The sequence below is a fragment of the Ancylothrix sp. D3o genome, assembly GCF_025370775.1.
GTDB lineage: Bacteria > Cyanobacteriota > Cyanobacteriia > Cyanobacteriales > Oscillatoriaceae > Ancylothrix.
The window spans coordinates 58,366-72,944 of the sequence record NZ_JAMXEX010000011.1 but is presented as its reverse complement, the minus strand read 5'-3'; the positions used below and the strand labels follow the sequence as shown (position 1 = coordinate 72,944).

Below are 14,579 nucleotides of genomic sequence, written 5' to 3'. Positions count from 1 at the left end.
TAAATTTATAATATAAAAAAATCTTGGTGGGCTTTGCCCACCAAACAGTCTTAACCTCCCATAAATTTCTCCATTTTTTCAGTTAATTTATCAACCAGGCTGGTGTCTGAATTTTCCCCGGCTTTTCCTTGTTTTTCAACTCGTTTCACGGCTTCTTCTGGCAAGTTTAACAGTTTCACCAGTTTTTTATAAGCTTCGGCTTCTTCCGCGTTAATCTTTGGTTCGTCTGGTGTGCGTGCAGAAGCGGCAATTACTTCATAGCCTAACTGCAAAACCAGTTCTTTTTCTTCTTGGCTTACTAATTTTGCTATCGATTCTTCTGGGGGGATATTCTGCATTAAATAATCCCGCAATTCTTGGCTGAGGGCTTCTTTTTGAGTCGATTCTTTGGCAAATAACCCACTGAGCCGGTCGAGCATTAAATCAACTTCTTCTTGAGCTAGTTCGCCATCAGCCCAAGCCATAGATGTTACAACTCGTAACAAATTCATTTGATGGGGGGTAATAGATGGGGGTGGGGGTGGTTGAATCATATAGGATTTTGGATTTGCTATTTGGGATTTTCGCTTTTTAAAACCACCGAAGGCGGTTATTTTTTGATTTTATCTTTGTTTTAAGTTATAGCCGCCAAAATTAAATTAAAAAATTGTTAGGTTTTCATCTTCCCCAAACTGTGAGCTAAAAAAGAGTCTTCCCCCTTGCCTTCTCAGGTAGGGGGTTAGGTTTTTTGACTCTCAAAACAATGTTTTACAGTTTTGACAAAGGAATTCCTAGCCAACCGGCAAATTTTGTTTCCTGTTCTGGCGTTGGATTTTCCACCGGCACAACAGTAAAACGTGAAGGACGCGGTAATGCTAAAATCACTGGCACTGTTCGTAATTCATCTTGATGAAACACTGTTATTTCAATGCTATCTCCTGGTTGATAGTCTTTTAAACGGTCGTTTAAAGTTTCTGCGGTTACTCGGATTTGGTTGATGGCTAAAAGTTCATCCCCCGGATTGATACTTGCTTTTTGGGCCGGTGAATTGGCTTCGACAAATTTGATCATTTCTTTACCATTTTCTGCCTTAACTGTCAATCCTGTAAAGGGGACTAAAGCGTTATTTTCACCGCTAATTAATTTCAGCCCAAAAAATTGCAAATATTCATCAAAGGGCAATTCTTCGGTACCATCAACGTAGCGTTTAAAGAAATCGCTTAAATCGGTATTTGCGACAGTTTCAATGGTTTCTTTTAATTGGGCCGGTGTAAACCCTATTTCGGCTTTTCCAAAGTTTTCCCACATCAGGCGCATTACATCATCAAGGCTGCGGCTGTTGTTGTGCCGGTTGCGAATTAGTAAGTCTAGCAACAACGATACCATTTCCCCTTTTAAATAATAGGAAATTTGCGAGTTGTTGGTATTAGCATCGGGTCGATAAAGTTTAATCCAAGCATCAAAACTTGATTCGGAGGCCGGTTGTACGTTTCGTCCGGGGGTTGTTTGCAGGCGGGTAATTTCTTTGCTGAGGTTTTCTAAATAAGTTTTGGCATCATAAATACCGGCCCGAAACGGAATAATCAAATCATAAAAACTTGTTGTTCCTTCCGAAAACCACAAAGAAGTTGTGTAATTTTCGTTTTCGTAATCAAAGACTTCTAAAGCTTTGGGACGAATACGTTTCACGTTCCACAAATGGAAAAATTCATGGGCTACTAATTGCATGAAACGTTCGTATTTATCTTTGGCGCGAAATCCAAACCGGTTATAGTTTAAAGTGCAGCTATCTTTGTGTTCTAAACCGCCAAAACCGCTTGCCGAAAGATGCAGCAAAAAGAGATAGCGTTCGTAGGGCAAACCGCCAAACATTTCTGCTTCAAAGCGGATGATTTTTGCGGTATGGTCAATAATTTTTTCTGGGTTGTCGTTGCCTTGTCCCCAAATGGCTAATTCGTGAGGTTTTCCTAAGACTTCAAAGGTATAGCAGCGATGGGTTCCAATTTCAAAGGGAGTGTCTACGAGGGTATCAAAGTCGGGGAAAAGAAAGGTGTTTTGCTGACCGGCAATTGGTGGTAAAGCGGTGGTGACTTGCCAATTTTGCGGCGGTTGAATTGTGACGCGGAGGGGGTGTTTTTCTAACCCCGGAATATAGAAAAATAAGGCGGCACCGTTAAAGTATCCGTGTGTATGATCGAGGTGGTTGGTACGAACGCTTAATTCGTTGGCATAGATCCAATATTTGATGGTGATTTCTGATGTGCCGCTGGTTTGAATTTGCCAGTGATTTTTACTGATTTTTTGGGCTTCTAGGGGGGTTTCATTGCTTGTTTGTGCGGTGAAGTTTTGCAGGTGTTTGCTATATTCTCGCACTAAATAAGAGCCTGGTGTCCACACCGGCATTTTTAAATCTAAAATCGGCTTTTTCCAGCCAGTTATTTCCAGGGTTATTTCAAATAAATGGGTTTCTGGCTGAGACATGGCCACGAAATAATGTATGGCCGGTGTTGTTTGGGCGATCCGCGTGGGTGAAATTTGAGTTGCTTCTGTCATGGTTGGTAATTGGTAGTTGGTAATTGAAAGTGGAAAGTGGAAAATTGAAAATTGAAAGGTGGAAGTTGGGAATTAAAAATTAATTAAATCTTTCTCCTCTTCCTCCTTCAAAAATACCTATTGATGTCCAGCTAAATGCGTTAAATGCTTGAGATTAGTTAAGTACATAAGTTGCTTGGTTGCGTCAATTTTTAGCCAGCCTTTTTCGTGGAGTTTTTGCATAATTTTCCTCGTATCTTCGGTACTAATATCTGTCAAATCTGCTAAGTCTTTAAAGGGGATGTTATAAATTATTGTACCCTTTTCGGTTGCTTGACCGTAGTTTTGGGCTAGGGTGACTAAGGTGTTGGCTAGTTTGACTGCGGGGGGCCGGTTTTGCAGTTGAAAACGAAAGTTTGTTTGGCGCAAACGTCTCACCATTAATTGCAACATTCGATGATGCAACTGGGAATCTTTAAACAAGGTTTGGATGAACCTTTGTGCGGAAACGCTGAGCAGTTGCACCGGCGAGAGTGCGATAACATCAGTAGAACGGGGGGACTCATCGAGAATTGCCATTTCTCCAAAAAAATCACCGCGTCCCAAAATAGCCAAGGTAAAAACATTGTCGCCTGATAGCCGACGGACTTTCACCCATCCAGATACCAAAAAATAAACCGCATTTCCCCAAGCATCCTCCATCAACACGGCTCGGTTTGAGGGATACTCGTGTTGATCGGAAACTGCTAATAACCACTCTAGGGTTTCTGGGTTTGCTGAGCTAAAAAGGGGGAAAAGCTCTCTAAAAGCTTCTGTTTGCATGAGGGCGCGTTAAGGTAATAATTCTGTAGGAGGGGCTGTCACAGTTCCCTCTTTTATTGATGATAGTGTTGCCGTTACCTTTGTGATCGGTAAATTTAACTTTGTCTCTTAGTTTTTGATACAAAAATTTATCTCTGCTACCGGCTACAACACCGACTTTTTACTTGCTCTTAGCAGAGTTCTTTCGCTTTATATGCTAGATAGTTATATAGTGATGGTTGGGCTTCATTGCTACAAAGTTATTTAAAAGTTCCGTTGAGTTGAGAGGGTTTTTAAGCCTTGGATGTATGAAGAATAGCTGTTTGCAGCTTTGGTAACAAGGCTTCTACATAGTCCGGCCAGCCTATGATAATTGATTGGTTATGAATCAATGTATCAGGATGGATGGCTTTGGGGTGAAAGCTGAGAGGCCGGCCTTGCAAGTCGCAACAAGTCAAACCGGCAGTCTGAGCAAGAGCGAGGGGGCCGGTGGTATCCCACAGTTTAACGCGACCGTTGAAATAAACATAAATGCCGGCGCGTCCTTGGATAACTTCTAATACTTTGAGGCCAAAACTTCCCAGAGAGTAAAATTGAGCTTCGGGGATAAGTTGCAAGATCGCTTGGCCAAAGTTTTGCTCATCTTTGGTGCCAATAATGAGAGGACAAAATGATTTTGAGGGGGGTGGTGGTTGTTTGACGGGCAAGTTTTCGGGTGTTTGGGTGCCGGTGGAAACAAATAATCCCCAGTCGTTACCCCCATAATAAAGTTTGTCTTGAGATGGTGAATAAATCCAACCGGCTTGGGGTTGATCAGAGCAGAGTAATCCTACCATTAAAGAGTAGTGGGGTTCGCCTTTGATGAAGTCTTCGGTGCCGTCGAGGGGATCAATAAACCACAAGCGGTTATATTCGGCGTGGAATGCTTGGCGGGACTGTTCGTTTTCTTCGGTGATGATGCCATCGTTGGGAAATAATTCGCTAAATGCGCTGGAAAGATAGCGGTCAAGCCAGCGGTCTATGCTGGTAACGTAGTCGCCTGGGCCTTTTTGCGACACTTGGAATTGTTCGGTCGCCATTTTGGCGGCGATCTGGCCGGCGTCTCGGATGATGCGGCGAATTTTTTCTTCGTTTTCAGCGGATAAAAGTTTCATAGGTTCTATTTTATAGGATTTGGGGATAAATATTAAGGGTTGTTAGAGAAACCGGCTAACTAAGCACAAAACCGGCTTTTTTAAGGTTTAAACCATTGATAACAAATGAGTTGGATGTCTTGTTTTTTGATGCTTTGTTGCACCGGCCTAGTTTCTGTTGGTTCGTCTAGTTCTGAGTAGTGGCCCGTTTCTAAAAAGTATTCATCAAGTTTTGTTAGCAGTAAGCTAAGGTTTTTGTGGTTAGTAAATGCTTCCCAAATTAATTTAATATCTCGTTCATAGCTACGGGAGTTAACAGTAGTGAGGATTTTTAATACTCGTTGTTTGGCGTCTTCATCCAGAATTGGGTTTTGTTGAAATAAATTCGGTTGAATAAGTGCGTAGTTGATTTTTTGGAGTAATTTTGTCATTGACGGTTTTACGCTTTTGCCGGTTTGTTGTTTTTGCAAGATGTTTAAGAGGTTGCTTACGGCTGTTTCTAAAACCGAAAAAATGCGGTAATCAAATTCCACCGGCCTTAATGTGTCGGGTGGGGGAAAATCCGAGGCTTTGCATTTTAGCCAATTAAAAATCATGCGTTTGTCTGTGATTAAATTTTTGGCATCAAGAGAAATAAAGCCATCAATACACGGGTAAAAATGCCAAAAGTGTCTATCTCTGGCTCGAAATGCAAGGAAAATTCCGCCTTCTGTTACATTTTGGTGAGGGTGATAAATTGTTTTTTGCCAAGTGCTATGAATACCAAAGGGGATATCTTCGATAATTTGTTTGTTGTCGTTTTGGAGAAATTCTAAGAGGGGGAGTCTGAGCTCATCTAAAGAAACTAATTCGGCGGTTTGTTCTAATTCGTCAAGGATGGCTTGTTTTTCGGCATCGCTGTCAGCGTGTTTGAGTTTATAGAGTTCTTCGAGAGATTTTTCTGAGATTATTTCCCCTAATACGCTACCATCTAATCCAACTTCGCGGTCAATGGTGGCGATGCGTTGTTGCAGTCTTTTTACTAATCCTAATAAGTCGTCTAAGCCTTGTTCAGGAAAGCAGTTATAAATTAATAGTTCATTGTAATCTGTGCCTAAACGGTCAATTCTACCGGCCCTTTGAATCATTCTAACGGGGTTCCAGTGTAAATCGTAGTTAATTAAAATGCCGGCATCTTGTAAGTTTTGACCTTCGGATAAGACATCTGTACAAATTAAAATATCGATGGGTTTTTGTTGAAGTTGGCTTAACTCTTCTGCACTTTGGGCGTTGGCTTTTGGGGCAAAACGTTTAACTTTTTCTTCCCTTTGTTTGGGGGATGTGTCGCCGGTGATTTTGTCAATTGTAGAAACTTGGCTGATAAATTCGGAATCTTGTATCAGTTGGTTATAGAGATAATCAGCGGTGTCTTTAAAATAGGTAAATATGATAAGCTTTTGGCCTGTTAATTCTGTTTTAAGCAGGTTTTTAAATTTTACTAATTTGCAGTCGGTGGCTGAGGATTCGATTTTGTTTAAGGTGGTAAGGATGTTGTTTAAAAGAGTTAAATCAGCTTGAATTTGCTCTTTGATTTGGTTGATATCATAGTCTTTGGGGTCAACTTCTGTCAGGGTGTTAATAATCTCATCAATAGAGGTATTTTCTTCTTGTTCGTCAGCGGCGGCTATGATTAGCTTGCGAAAGTTTTTGCTGTCTAAAAGTTTGTTTTCTTTGCTGAGAATTTGATAAAATTTTTCTTGGAAGTCTCGCTGCATTTGGATGCTGCGTTTAAATGCTATGAGGGAACTTTCAAAACGTTTGAAGTATAAGGTTTTTTGTAAGGCGGTTAAGGCTTGATTTCGTTTGATTTCGTTGTTATCTTGTTTTTCTGGGCTTTTTTTAAAGGCTTTGATGTTATAGGGAGATAAATTAAGTTGATCTATGAGTTCGCCAAGGTTAGAATATAAACCGCTAAAAGTTTCTTCAAAGTTATAGGTAAATTGTTCGAGTTGGCGTTTAGGAAATTTGATGATTTTGCCATTGATGCGAATTTCCTCACCGGCTTGTTGTCTTCTAATCACGTCTTGCCGGCTGCGTCTTACCATTGTTTCCATTAACAATTCTGTGATTTCTACACCGCCTTTATCGAGGGCTTTAAAATAGGTTTTTAAGTTAGATATTCCCCAGTCGTGGTAGTAAGTTTCATTGCCACGAGTTAGTAGTAAAACTTGATGATAAATATCATAAATGCTATTATTAATGGGTGTGGCGGTTAGGAGGGCGAGGCGTTTAGTTCGTTTGCCGGTGCTAACTAATTTGAGGAGGTTTTGATAGCGGTTTGTGGCGCTGTTTCGGAAGTTGTGGGCTTCATCAACAATGATGATGTCATAGTTGTTATATTTTTGGATATTAAAGGTTTGCCGGCTAATTTCTTCGTGGGAAATAATGTCGGCTTTGATGCCAAATTCATCGAGTTTTTTTATCCAGACTAAATCGCGTAGTTGGGCGGGACAAAGTACAAGAGCACGGGGAATTTTACCGGGGCGTTTTTCGCGGATTAAATAATAGTCAAGTAGGCGTAATCCGATGAAAGTTTTTCCGAGTCCTACCGCATCTGCTACAATACAACCATTGTGTTTTTCGATGAGTTTTACTGCTCTGGCAAAGCCTTCTTGTTGAAAACTTGCAAGTTCTAAAGATGTGCGTTCGGCTTCGGCGGTGAGGGTGTCATCTTTGAAGAGTTCGTAAAGTGCTTTGAGAAATACTTGGTGGGGTGTGTAGGCTTTGCTGCCAAATTTTGAGGCGTTTAAGGTGTCAATTAATTTGGCTTTGTAGTCTAGGTCTACGCTTGGGTGATTCCAGAATTTTTCAAACCAATTATATCGCAAGTCGTGGGCTACAGCGGCGATTTTGTTAAGCAAATTTAGCTCGGTATTGCCATTAATGCCGGCGGGGGTGAAGTTGCTGGAACCAACGATGCTATAGTGGTCAAATATGTAGGCTTTGGCGTGAAGAAATTGGGGGGTATTTCCCTGTGCGCCAAAAAGGCGGACGTGGATATTATCTTGCAAAAGGTAGGTGATGATGCGGTCAATTTGTTGTTTGTATTTGGCGTTGAATTCTTGGGTTTCTAGTTGTTGTTGGATGTCGTGGCGAAAGTGTTTGATGAGGTCGATGTTGGCCGGTTCGGCGGGGCGTATGGCGGGATCTCTTCCTATCAGTAACCGCAGGCTTTTAAGTTGATTCATAGCGGTTTCTAGGCGTAACCAGGCTTCGATGCGAAAAAAGCCGGTGGCGATATCTAGGCTGTCTTGTTTTTCGTCTTCTATGAGGATGTTAAGCAGGTTTTCGAGTTTGTGCTGCGAGTTGTCTATGTAGTCGGGGAGGGGCATTTTTTTATTTGTTTGTAGGATGGATATTAACGGTCGAATTCAGAAACCGGGTTTATTCCTAATACACCTCATCATGGGTGCCAATATTAATCAGCAATATTTCCTCTTCTCCTGTTTCCTCATTCATTACAAAATTAAAAACAATCCGACAATCATAAGCTACTGTACATGACCATGCACCGGCTAATTCGCCTTTTAACTTATGACTTCGCAATACAGGATTAAACGGATCACTTTCTAGTATTTTTAAGCGTTCCTGAATGGCCTCTTTTAGTGAGGGATTTTTTTTCACTATTGATTTTAAAGCACGAAGATAAGATGTAGATAAAACTAAGTTCATTCTTCTAATTCTGCCATCAATTCGTCTACTGTAACTCGTCTCGTTTTCCCTGCTTTGTATTCCTCATGCGCCTCTGCAATACTCGCAGCTATTTCCCCTCGACGTTTAAGAGATATCCGTTTTTGGATAATTTCTATCAAGGTTTGTTGTTCTGGCAATGAGAGAGTTTCTATCACTTCTAACGCTTCCGCAAAATTGGAAGTTTTTTCAGTAATGTGATTCATGGTTTTTTCCTGTAATAACTGTTTGCTATTAGAGTTTGGTTTCGCTTTAGTTTGGGGTTGGTGACTATCCCCAGAGGGCCGGCATCTAGTAAGATAATTTGAGTTACCAAGTTACCCCCTTTAGTTCATCTGGAAATAATTGTCTATCGCTTAAGCGATCATTATCTAAAGCCTTGATTAAATATTCTCCTGTTTCCTGTTGCTCTTGGGGTTCTGTTTCTTCTATCCAATTTTGCAGTAAATCAACCAGTTTTTCTCGACGCTCATCTGCGAAAAGATGCTTGGTTAAAATTTCTACGGCATAAGATTCTACGGAAACGCCTTCTATTTCTGCTTGTTTTATTAAGCAGGATTCTAATTCTGGTGTGAGGTTAAGTTTTAGTGTCATTGGTTTTTCTTTCCTCTTCTTATCAATTTTTCTTGTCTAATTATATCATTCATCTACTGCTTTTTGGGCCATTTTTTACTTATATACAGCACCTCCACCCCCACAATTTTACCCTCAAGATTGTAATCTAAAATAATGCCATTGCTGACTTTCTCAGATTCCACAATCGCCGAATCATCTAATCGCAAATAGAGAGCATCATCTTCTTTGTGGACTCCCAGTTTCATTTATTTATCTCCCAAATAATCCTCATCTCCTCCTCCGTCAACCCATACAAACCGGCCACTATCTCATCAATTTCTGCCTCCCATTCTACCACCCCTTGCCCTTTCGCATCCAGGCATTTTTGCACTAAACTCTCAATCTTTTGTTTCTCAGATTCAGAGGCGGTGGGAATGGGAATTTGCGTCACATAAGTAGGCTTAAATTCATAAAAACCACCTTGTTTAGTAGGGGCTATCTGACGAATAAACCAGCCTAAGATTTTTGAATTCAGTAAACCAAGTAAAAATTTTACGTTATCAGTTACACAAATGGAGGTTTTATCATTGCCAAAATAACCAATATAATCGGCTGCATATTCAACATTTTGAGTAATTGCGGGTATAAAAATTTTCTGTTCCTCAAATTCTTGCCAATAACTTGCAGCACATCTTTGTAAAGCGTACCATTCGTATCTAACTCCAGTTTCAGCTTGATTGCGTGATGAAAGCTGATCCTTAAATTTCAAAAGATGCTTGTATATCGCTGGATATTGCTTTTTAAACGCTGTTTCCGCAGCTAAAGAAGCACCTTGTATTGAACTATCATTATGTAATGGAAAATGCCAAGGAATAAATAGCAACCATAAATCTTTATAATCAACACACCACCTTTTCACATCCCGTCCGCGTAAAAACGGCTTCAAAACATCAGCAGAGGAAGAATCTTCAGCAATTAAACCATCTCTCGTCTCCCTATCCACCACAAACGCCTCATTAAAACCAGTTAAAATTCCCCGATAAAACCGGCCATTTACATACTCCCCTAAAGGCGTTCCATTCTTGCGTAACTTATCCAACAAATTTAAAACCGCAGAAGATTCCAAACGCCAACCATCCGCCGTTAACTGCGATTGTTCCATCTCAAAACAATCTTGCAAAAATACTTTATTAAAATCAGCAATTGATTTATCTTCCTGCCAATTCAACACCTTAACCCGATGATTTTCTGGTGAATCATTCCTCACCAAAATAATACTTGGATAAGCAATTGCCTCAAAAACCGCTGCATCCCCAAAATCAATCAAATACTCAATTTTTGCCTTTTCTGCCAACAATTTCCGCAACTTTTCCCCATAACCGGCCCGGAAATACTTATTAGAAGAAATATAACTTAAATAACCGCCATTCCTCAATAAATTGAAACCACGTTCATAGAAATAAACATACAAATCAGCCACGCCGGTATAACAATCATACTCTAATTGTAGGGCCGGTTTCAAATCCTTAATCGCCTCCTGTCGCACATAAGGCGGATTACCAATCACCACATCAAAACCGCCTTTTTCCTCGAAAACATCCCGAAAATGTAGATAATATTGAAAGAAATTAACAGCCCTTTCTCCACCTTCCACCGCCAAAGCAAAGCTTTCCAACTCCGCAATTTTACCCGCAATTTCTCCTACCCGTTTCTCCTGTATTTTACTGCTTTTTTTCAGCCGCTTAATATTCTCCTCAATTTGCCGCTTTTCCTCCACCCAATATTTCATTCTATCCGCAATCGCAGTTTTAAAAACCTCCTTTTCCGCCGTCAAAATTTGCCCACGAATCTCATTCCTCAAACTCGAATCTGCCTCAAAATATTGCCTTTGTAACTCCAACAAAGGCTGAATAGCCTGTTGAACCGGCGTCACCAACAACGACAACTGTTGAACATCCTTAGTCGGATCTGGAATCAAAACCTCGCCATTAATCGTACTAATCAAAGAATCGCCACACATCAACTTATAATCCAAATTTGGCAGAGGTTCCACATCCTCAATTTTAGGAATATCAACCACCAAAGACAACCACATTCTTAACTTAGAAATCTCAATCGCCTCTGGCTTAATATCCACCCCATATAAATTATTGGCAATAATTTCTCGCTTCCATTCACTAATCCTTAAACTCCCCCGTTGAATCGTCATTCCTTCCCGTTTAGCTATCGCCTGTTTCACATTCAAAATAACCTGCATCATCCCCAAAGGAAAAGCCCCACTACCAACCGCCGGATCTAAAACCTTAAAACCGCTAAGCGCCTTTTTCAACTTCTTAATTTCTTGAGGCGTTATTAATAACTCTGTTGAAAAATCATCCTCATAATTAATCAACCCATTAACCGCCTCCAACTCCATCCCCGTAGCATCCACCAAATACCGGCCCAACACCTCAGCACACATAAACTGCACAATACCGCGTGGCGTATAAAACGTCCCCGACTGTCCCCGTTCCTCAGCAGCCAGCATATTTTCAAATACTTTCCCTAACATTTCTGGGTCAATTGCCACATCCTCATTTCCCAAAACATTCTCAGCAATTGTAAAATTATAGCCATTAAAAAAGCCTAAAATACTATTGCTAGAACCAGGGTCAAAAATTGAATTAGGAAGCAAAATTTGGGCCGGTGTTTCCCGACCGGCAGCATCTCTAATTCCCTCCCCATAATCCCGTTCAAATAACCCCCCATTTAGATAAGGAATTTTCCCCCAACGAGACTCTAAATTAGGTCGTTGTTGATTCAAAGTCTCAAAAAACAAAGGTTCCAAAACCTGAGAATAATAACTTATTTCCGCATCATCCCAAACCCCACCCCGCAATTGATTTGTGTAGTCCCCTCCGGGGACTTTATTCGTGTAGACGCCGGTTTCAACCGGTGGATTATTCGTGTAGCTAAGATGTTTACGAAATTGATTACTCAAAAAATTTCTATCCCCCGCCAAAAACTCCTTTTTCTGCAAAAAATAGAGAAACATAATTCGCCCTAAAAAGCGTTGAGAAAACTGATGAAGCCGGCCCGCATCCTTAAAATAAGAACAATCATTATATTCTTTAATCGTTTTCTCAACCCTATCAAATAAATCCTTGTAACCCCGATAAAAACTTTTAGTCAGCTTCTCAACATCAAAAGCATCACACTGAACCGCGTAAATTTCATCAGGAGACAAATTAAAAGCCGCAATAGCCTCTAACCTATCCCGGTCATAATTCGTCGGGTTTTTGCGGTCAATCAGCAGATTATAAATGCTAGTTTTAAGATTCATCTCCGCATCAAAACTCTTGCGAGGATTGACCAACATCAACTGATTAAAATCCCGCGTCGCTAACAGCAAAAAATGCGTAGACCGGCGACCCATACTATTAGCAATAGCCTTCATTCTCCCACTAGCAACACTCGGAGAAACCCATTCCTCAGCGTGTAATTGAAAAAGCAAAACCTGTAAACCGGCATTCCCTTCATCTGCAATCAAATACACATCCTTAATAGCATCAGCACAGCGAACCGGCAATTGTAAATCTTCAACATTTAAAGATTGTGCAGCGGCATTGTAACCCAGTTTTTGAAAAAGTGAAGCGATTTTATCCGGGTTATTAATATTACGAACATCGTCAAGTTGGAGAAGCCGGTGAGGCATAAAAAAGCCCTAATTAAAAATAATTTCCAATTATATCAACCTTTTAAACCCACAAAAAAAACGGGTTAACCCGTTGGTCAACCCGCTGTAGTTGGGAACGCACTGGTTTTACTTCTGCACAACCAGTTTCACATTGGCGTTTTGCAGACCAGGGCGACGAACTTCTGCCAAGGTCTTGTTAACCGCATACTTCTGGTTGATAGAATTGATCAGTTCAGTTTGGTTGTGCTTTTTGGCAACGCCCCAGAGGTCAGCAATCAAATCAAAGCTGCCATCAGCGTTACGAGACCAGCCCAAGTCATACTCGCCTTCCAAAACTGCAACGATGTCAGAACGCACACGCTGACCATTGTAGCCACGCACATCAGCTTCACTCTTAACGCTGATACCCAGGTCACGCAGAGAAGCTTTCAAGATTTCGGCATCGGTGATTTTGGTGCGGAGAGTGCTAAAGTGAGACATTGGATTATCCTCCTAGTAGGATTAAAAGAAATCGACAACGTTTTGGTTTGAACAGCGCCGCCTTGATGAGTTAGCGGCTTTTTTTGAAACTACTGGCCTTATCAGCCAGTCTTACCCTTGTTGGGAACCAAGGGGAAGCTTTTAAAACTCCAGTCGCTGATATTCAGCTACCGAAGCCGCAGCCGGTCGCGCACGCTGCCTCGCCCAATCGCGGAGGGCGGTGACTTGCTCTGTCATTGTCTTCGACAATGGCAGCGTTGCTTTTATCGCGGCGATGATATCTAGCTGCGTAAACTCTCTATCTTGAGCAAAGGCATCGTACATTGCAGCGATGATGGCTTGCTCAATTTCTGCTCCAGAAAACCCATCGGATACTTTTGCCAATTGTTCGATATCAAATCGATCAATTTCACGACGGCGTTTAAGGAGGTGAATTTTAAAAATTTCTTGTCTTTCTTCGCTGGTTGGTAAGTCCACAAAGAAGATTTCATCAAACCGGCCTTTCCTGAGAAATTCCCCAGGCAAGCGCTCAACGCGGTTGGCAGTTGCCATCACAAACACCGGCGAGTTTTTTTCTTGCATCCAAGTCAAGAAAGAACCAAAAATCCGGCTTGAGGTGCCACCATCTGAGTCAGCCGATCCTGATGTGCCGGCAAACGCTTTATCTAATTCATCGATAAACAAAATTACCGGTGAAATTGATTCAGCAGTCTTCAACGCATTACGGAGATTTGCTTCCGACCGGCCCACCATAGACCCATCATAAACTCTCCCCATATCCAACCGCAACAAAGGTAAACCCCATAGGCGGCAGGTCGTTTTCGCAATCAGTGATTTTCCACATCCTGGTACACCTAATATTAGCATACCTTTCGGTTGAGGTAAACCATACTCTCTTGCTCTTTCTGTAAAAGCATTCGAGCGTTGCGTCAACCAGCGTTTCAACTCATCCAAACCCCCAACAGAATCGATGGTTTCATCTTCTTCGATGTATTCCAAAATTCCATTACGGCGGATTAGTTGTTTCTTCTCAGATAGTACAATATCAACTTCTGCTTCTGTTAACTTGCCGGTTGTAACATAAGCTTTCCGATAAACTTTTTCCGCTTCATCTTTCGTTAAGCCTAACGTTGCTTTCAAAAGCTTTTCTCGCGTCTCGGTTGTAATCTTCCGGTTGCGGCTTTCTTGAAGCTGGTTAGACAAAACTAAATTCAACTCCGCCATTGTCGGTAAGGGGAAGTCTAAAACTACCACTTCCTTCTCTAACTCAATGGGTACTGTCTGCACCGGCGACATCAGAATAATCGCTTTTTGCGTTCCTTTGAAGCTGGCAATCGCATCCCGTAACCATCTCGTTGTGGCCGGTGAATCGATAAACGGATGTAAGTCTTTAAATATAAATATTCCTGGTTCTCTCTGCCGAATCACCCACTCAACCGCTGCTTCCGGAGAAACAGTATTGTGCTGAGTTGTATTTCGGGGCTGACCGTATTCGACAATACCATGCGTGACCGTCCAAACAAAAACCTTTTGTTGTGGTCTGCTCTGAGCTATCATCGCAATTGCTTGCTCTGACCGTTCTTCCTCAGAGGTCACGAGGTAGATTAAAGGATATTGAGCTTGTATGAGAATGCTTAGCTCTTCTTTCATGTCCAATCGACCTTTTTAGAAACGGCGCAAACATTGCTAGATTC

General features: G+C 41.4%; 12 protein-coding genes. All 12 read right to left on the bottom strand.

Going from position 1 to position 14,579, the window contains the following annotated elements:
• Positions 1 to 50 precede the first annotated feature (50 nt).
• The 12 genes from NG798_RS18085 to NG798_RS18030 all read right to left on the bottom strand — a co-directional run bounded on the left by NG798_RS18085 (position 51) and on the right by NG798_RS18030 (position 14,535).
• The gene (locus tag NG798_RS18085; protein ID WP_261225192.1) at positions 51 to 530 is read right to left on the bottom strand and encodes a TerB family tellurite resistance protein; all 480 of its coding nucleotides are present in this window, start codon (positions 528 to 530) and stop codon (positions 51 to 53) included.
• 217 nt (positions 531 to 747) lie between these two features.
• Positions 748 to 2,532, bottom strand: coding sequence for a M61 family metallopeptidase (locus NG798_RS18080; protein ID WP_261225095.1), 1,785 nt, complete (start codon positions 2,530 to 2,532; stop codon positions 748 to 750).
• Positions 2,533 to 2,649: 117 nt separating this feature from the next.
• Entirely contained in the window at positions 2,650 to 3,333 is a 684-nt protein-coding gene (locus tag NG798_RS18075) for a Crp/Fnr family transcriptional regulator (protein ID WP_261225094.1), read from the bottom strand.
• Between the two features lie 272 nt (positions 3,334 to 3,605).
• Complete coding sequence (locus NG798_RS18070; RefSeq protein ID WP_261225093.1) at positions 3,606 to 4,466, bottom strand: 3'(2'),5'-bisphosphate nucleotidase CysQ; 861 nt, start codon at positions 4,464 to 4,466, stop codon at positions 3,606 to 3,608.
• An 80-nt stretch (positions 4,467 to 4,546) separates the two neighbouring features.
• Positions 4,547 to 7,816: a helicase-related protein gene (locus NG798_RS18065; protein ID WP_261225092.1), complete on the bottom strand. Its 3,270-nt coding sequence runs from the start codon at positions 7,814 to 7,816 to the stop codon at positions 4,547 to 4,549.
• A 58-nt stretch (positions 7,817 to 7,874) separates the two neighbouring features.
• The gene (locus tag NG798_RS18060; protein ID WP_261225091.1) at positions 7,875 to 8,156 is read right to left on the bottom strand and encodes a type II toxin-antitoxin system YafQ family toxin; all 282 of its coding nucleotides are present in this window, start codon (positions 8,154 to 8,156) and stop codon (positions 7,875 to 7,877) included.
• Positions 8,153 to 8,380 (bottom strand): hypothetical protein, encoded by a 228-nt coding sequence (locus NG798_RS18055; protein WP_261225090.1) that lies wholly within the window; start codon positions 8,378 to 8,380, stop codon positions 8,153 to 8,155. Before NG798_RS18055 ends, NG798_RS18060 begins: the two co-directional genes overlap by 4 nt.
• Before the next feature lie 103 nt (positions 8,381 to 8,483).
• Positions 8,484 to 8,768: a hypothetical protein gene (locus tag NG798_RS18050; RefSeq protein WP_261225089.1), complete on the bottom strand. Its 285-nt coding sequence runs from the start codon at positions 8,766 to 8,768 to the stop codon at positions 8,484 to 8,486.
• A gap of 53 nt (positions 8,769 to 8,821) precedes the next feature.
• Entirely contained in the window at positions 8,822 to 8,995 is a 174-nt protein-coding gene (locus NG798_RS18045; RefSeq protein ID WP_261225088.1) for a DUF2283 domain-containing protein, read from the bottom strand.
• A complete protein-coding gene (locus NG798_RS18040; protein ID WP_261225087.1) occupies positions 8,992 to 12,423 on the bottom strand; it encodes a BREX-1 system adenine-specific DNA-methyltransferase PglX in 3,432 nt (1,143 codons plus the stop codon). Before NG798_RS18040 ends, NG798_RS18045 begins: the two co-directional genes overlap by 4 nt.
• Before the next feature lie 108 nt (positions 12,424 to 12,531).
• On the bottom strand, positions 12,532 to 12,885 hold the full coding sequence (locus NG798_RS18035) for a DUF1257 domain-containing protein (protein ID WP_261225086.1): 354 nt from the start codon (positions 12,883 to 12,885) through the stop codon (positions 12,532 to 12,534).
• Positions 12,886 to 13,026: 141 nt separating this feature from the next.
• A complete protein-coding gene (locus NG798_RS18030; RefSeq protein ID WP_261225085.1) occupies positions 13,027 to 14,535 on the bottom strand; it encodes an AAA family ATPase in 1,509 nt (502 codons plus the stop codon).
• Between the last annotated feature and the right edge of the window lie 44 nt (positions 14,536 to 14,579).

What these genes read in the sequence shown, in the direction of transcription:
- NG798_RS18030 (WP_261225085.1), bottom strand. Translation starts at nt 14,535, where the DNA reads ATGAAAGAAGAGCTAAGCATTCTCATACAAGCTCAATATCCTTTAATC.
- NG798_RS18060 (WP_261225091.1), bottom strand. Translation starts at nt 8,156, where the DNA reads ATGAACTTAGTTTTATCTACATCTTATCTTCGTGCTTTAAAATCAATA.
- NG798_RS18065 (WP_261225092.1), bottom strand. Translation starts at nt 7,816, where the DNA reads ATGCCCCTCCCCGACTACATAGACAACTCGCAGCACAAACTCGAAAAC.
- NG798_RS18035 (WP_261225086.1), bottom strand. Translation starts at nt 12,885, where the DNA reads ATGTCTCACTTTAGCACTCTCCGCACCAAAATCACCGATGCCGAAATC.
- NG798_RS18070 (WP_261225093.1), bottom strand. Translation starts at nt 4,466, where the DNA reads ATGAAACTTTTATCCGCTGAAAACGAAGAAAAAATTCGCCGCATCATC.
- NG798_RS18040 (WP_261225087.1), bottom strand. Translation starts at nt 12,423, where the DNA reads ATGCCTCACCGGCTTCTCCAACTTGACGATGTTCGTAATATTAATAAC.
- NG798_RS18080 (WP_261225095.1), bottom strand. Translation starts at nt 2,532, where the DNA reads ATGACAGAAGCAACTCAAATTTCACCCACGCGGATCGCCCAAACAACA.
- NG798_RS18055 (WP_261225090.1), bottom strand. Translation starts at nt 8,380, where the DNA reads ATGAATCACATTACTGAAAAAACTTCCAATTTTGCGGAAGCGTTAGAA.
- NG798_RS18045 (WP_261225088.1), bottom strand. Translation starts at nt 8,995, where the DNA reads ATGAAACTGGGAGTCCACAAAGAAGATGATGCTCTCTATTTGCGATTA.
- NG798_RS18075 (WP_261225094.1), bottom strand. Translation starts at nt 3,333, where the DNA reads ATGCAAACAGAAGCTTTTAGAGAGCTTTTCCCCCTTTTTAGCTCAGCA.
- NG798_RS18050 (WP_261225089.1), bottom strand. Translation starts at nt 8,768, where the DNA reads ATGACACTAAAACTTAACCTCACACCAGAATTAGAATCCTGCTTAATA.